2 protein-coding genes and 2 pseudogenes are annotated in these 3808 nt (G+C 63.0%); 2 read left to right on the forward strand and 2 right to left on the reverse strand.

Annotated features, from left to right (window positions below; all coding sequences use genetic code 11):
- Window positions 1-20 precede the first annotated feature (20 nt).
- Window positions 21-404 (reverse strand): annotated as a pseudogene (locus Y707_RS0101825) (transposase); the annotation flags it as partial.
- Between the two features lie 240 nt (window positions 405-644).
- Between Y707_RS0101825 and istA the strand changes: the two are divergent.
- Window positions 645-2228 (forward strand): IS21 family transposase, encoded by a 1584-nt coding sequence (gene istA, locus Y707_RS22665; protein ID WP_035779941.1) that lies wholly within the window; start codon window positions 645-647, stop codon window positions 2226-2228.
- Window positions 2225-3016, forward strand: a complete 792-nt coding sequence (locus tag Y707_RS0101835) for an ATP-binding protein (protein WP_026533833.1) — start codon at window positions 2225-2227, stop codon at window positions 3014-3016. The genes istA and Y707_RS0101835 overlap by 4 nt, the downstream gene beginning before the upstream one ends.
- Window positions 3017-3062: 46 nt before the next feature.
- Here Y707_RS0101835 and Y707_RS22670 read toward each other — a convergent pair.
- Window positions 3063-3808: pseudogene (locus Y707_RS22670) on the reverse strand (IS110 family RNA-guided transposase); the annotation flags it as partial.

The following is a 3808-nucleotide window of genomic DNA, read 5'->3' on the forward strand; positions in this document are numbered from 1 at the left end:
TAATACGAAAGTAAGGTGACTTAGGCTGCGGCGGCCGGAGCGATGGTGACGTTGTAGCCGAGGCTGTTGAGCTTTTTGATAGCGCTGTTCTTGGCCTTGATCGGGTCAAGCCGGGCGAAGTGGTCGCCACCGGGGTCGGCGTAGCATTCGCCGTCGGCGAGCATATGCCAGACAGCCGTCAGGATTGAATGCTCCAAGGCGACGATGGCTTTCATCGGGCCGCGGCGGGAAGCGATGCGCCGGTATTTGACGGACAGGTACGTGTTTTTGCTTCGGGATGCCGACATCGCTGCGGTGCCGAGCGCAGCTTTGAGGTACTTGTTGCCGGGCAGGATGTTTGAGGACTTGATCCGGCCGGCTGATTCGTTGGATCCGGGACAGACGCCGGCCCATGAGGCGAGCCGTGTTAGCGGCAACTTTAGACTGACCGGAGACGGCAATTTAGATTGACCGTTCGCGGCAGTGGTTTTGACCAGTGGCTGCAAGTGTTTTGACCAGTTGTTCGCCGCCGGTGTGCGGCTGGGTGTGCTGGGATTCCCTTGTCCATCCCTCGTGTCGTTACGAGGAGAGCCCCTCCCTTCCGGGGTGAAATGACGATGCCAATCGTTTCGATTTCACCCCGGAAGGGAAGGAAGGGGCTTGTTGTGAAGTCTCCAGGAGAGTTCATGGAAATTTTAGCTGCTTATGATTTGACCCGGTCATTCCGGGATACCGCCGCCGTTTGCGGCGTGTCGCATAACACGGTCCGGTCTTATGTGAAGGCCCGCGATGAGGGCCAGCAGGCGCCGGTGGCCCGTCAGCGCGGCCGGATCACGGACCCGTTCCTGCCCCAGATGAAGTCCTGGGTGGAGGCCTCCCGCGGCAAGATCCGCGGCGATGTCGTGCATGAGAAACTTATCGCTTTGGGATACGGCGGTTCGATCCGTACTACCCGGTACGTGCTGTCCGAGTTGAAATCCGAGTACCGGTCCAAGAACACCCGTGTTCACCGGCCCTGGACGGTCGAGCCTGGTCTCTGGCTGCAGTGGGACTATGGAGACGGCCCGGCCGTTGACGGGGTGAAAACGGTGTTGTTCGTGGCCTGGCTGGCGTTTTCACGGTTCCGCATCGTGATCGCTTTGCGGGATAAGACGATGCCGAGTGTTTTCGCTGCCCTGGACCGGTCGTTCCGGCTGATCGGCGGAGTCCCGACCTATGTGCTCACTGATAACGAGAAGACCGTCACGATCGAGCATGTGGCCGGGGTGCCGGTACGCAATCCGCAGATCGTCGCGTTTGCCCGGCATTACTCCACCGCCATCCACACGTGCATGCCGGCAGATCCTGCTTCGAAGGGCGGGGTGGAGAACGCGGTCAAGATCGCCAAGGCCGACCTGGTCCCCAAAGACACGAATCTGCGCCCGGAATACGGTTCGTTTGCGGAGCTGGAAACCGCGTGCGAGGCGTTCATGGAGGACGTCAATTCACGGGTGCACCGGGCCACGCTGGAGATCCCCAACGAGATGCTCACATCCATTGAGCGGCACCGGCTGCACCAGGTTCCGGTGAGCCCGGTGACGGCCAGTTTCGGTCAGGTGCGGCAGGTGCCGCCGAACACGCCGATGGTCACGTACGACCATGGCCGTTACTCCGTCCCACACCCGCTCATGGGCCAAGGGGTCTGGGTCCGGGCCACCGGGCAGGATGTGATCATCGTCCACGTCGGCGCGGAAGGACCGGTCGAGGTCGCCCGGCATAAAGTCACCCGGCCCGGGGTGCCGGCGATCCTTGACGCGCATTTCCCTGCCGCTTCTGCCGGGGCACTGGAGCGGGTGATCCGCGCCTCCAATCGGGGCGAGGAAGAGTTCCTGGCCCTGGGCGCCGGGGCCGCGCTTTGGCTCAAGGAAGCGGCCGCCGCCGGAACTGCACGGATCCGCCACAAAATGGAACGCGCCGTGACCCTGGCGAAGGTTCTGGGCATCGCCGAGGTTGATCAGGGACTCGGAGCCGCGGCAGTGCATCAGCGCTTCACCCACGAGGATCTGCTCTCCATCATCAACAGCACCGCCAGCGGTGGGGCGAGCAGCATAAGCCACACCGTCACCGATCAGGGCCAGTGGTTGAGCCAGGGAACCAGCAGCTGGGCCGGCTTCGGCGCCGCCGTATCCGGGCCGCCGGCAGCCGATCCCACACCCGCCGAAGCTGCCGCGCCCGCCAGTGAAGATGACCTTGAAGGAGCCCCCGAATGAGCACAACAACCGTTGCCCCAACGACCATGACCGAGCCCGCCGTTCAGAACGTGATCGCGTTGATGCGCACCACCCGGATGCCACACGCCCGCGCCGTGGTCGCGGAGGTCCTCGCGACCGCCAAAGCCCAACGCTGGGACCCCACCGAAGTCGTCCGGGTGCTGCTCGAAGCCGAAGCCACCGGACGGAACCGTTCCATGCTCGCCACCCGGCGCAAGCGCGCCGGGTTTCCCACCGGGAAAACCTTCGATGTCTGGGACGAAGCACTCTCCACCCTGCCGGCCGCAACAACATCGTTCCTGCGCACCCTCGAATGGGTCAGAAGGAAGGAAAACCTGATCGCGTGCGGGCCCTCCGGCACCGGCAAAACCCTGCTGCTCGAATCCCTGGGCCAGCAAGCCATCGACGAGGGCCTGTCCGTGTCCTGGCTGGCCTTGGAAGACCTCGGCGCCCTCGTGCGCCGGCACCGGATCGATGACAGCGTCAACAAAGCCATTACCCGGACCACCAACGTGGACCTCATCTGCATCGACGATATTGGACTTTTACCGGTTTCCGCCGACGCGGCCGAAGGCTTCTACCGCGTGGTGGAGGCCTCTTACGAGAAGCGGTCCCTGGCGATCAGTTCCAACATCCATCCTTCCGGCTTTGATGAGCTCATGCCCAAAACCATCGCCACCGCGACCGTGGACCGGCTCCTGCACCACGCTCACCTATGCCAAACCAGTGGCGAGTCCGTCCGGCTCATGCAAGCCCAAAGCGGAAAAGGAACCCACCCCATGGCCTAACCCTGCAAGATCCGGTCAGGCGCCACCATCCCCAGCACACCCAGGCGCCTGACCCAGCTTTGAGGTATTTGTTGCCGGGCAGGATGTGCGCGGACTTGATCCGTCCGGCGGATTCGTTGGAGCCGGGACAGACACCGGCCCAGGAGGCAAGCCGGCCCGGTGTTTCGAAGACACTCATGTCCGCACCGGTTTCAGCGATGATCACGTCGGCGACCTTCAACGAGACTCCGGGGATAGTGGCCAGGAACTCTCTGGCCGCGCGAAAGGGCGCCATCGCCTCCTCAATCCGCTGAGTCAGGGAATCAATGATGCAGCTTTGTGAATCGATCTGGTCCAGATGCAGCCGGGCCATGAACGCATGGTGTTCCTTGAACCGACCGGTAAGCGCATCGACCAGCTCGGGGACCTTGGATCGGAGCGTGCCTTTAGCCAGAGCGGCCAGTACCTGCGGATCCCGTTCGCCTTCAATGAGCGCTTCAAGCATCGCCCTGGAGGAGACACCGGTCAGGTCCGAAACCACGGAGGAGAGTTTGATGCCCGAGCCTTCCAAAAACTTCTCCAACCGTTGGATTTCCCGGGTCCGGTCACGGGTGGCAATGGAGCGGGTCCGCGTCAGGTCCCGCAGTTCCCGGATCGGTTCCGGTGGGATGAACGAGGCGCGCAGCAGCCCGTGGGCGGCCAGTTGGGCCAGCCATGTGGCGTCGGAGACGTCGGTTTTACGCCCGGGGATATTCCGGGCGTCTTTGGCATTGACCAGCACCACCGGCAGGGTCTCTTCCATCAGATAAAAGA

This window comes from Arthrobacter sp. H14, assembly GCF_000520495.1.
GTDB lineage: Bacteria > Actinomycetota > Actinomycetes > Actinomycetales > Micrococcaceae > Arthrobacter_C.

Excerpts from the sequence above, each read along its gene's own strand:
- Y707_RS0101835 (WP_026533833.1), top strand. The coding sequence starts at position 2,225 with ATGAGCACAACAACCGTTGCCCCAACGACCATGACCGAGCCCGCCGTT.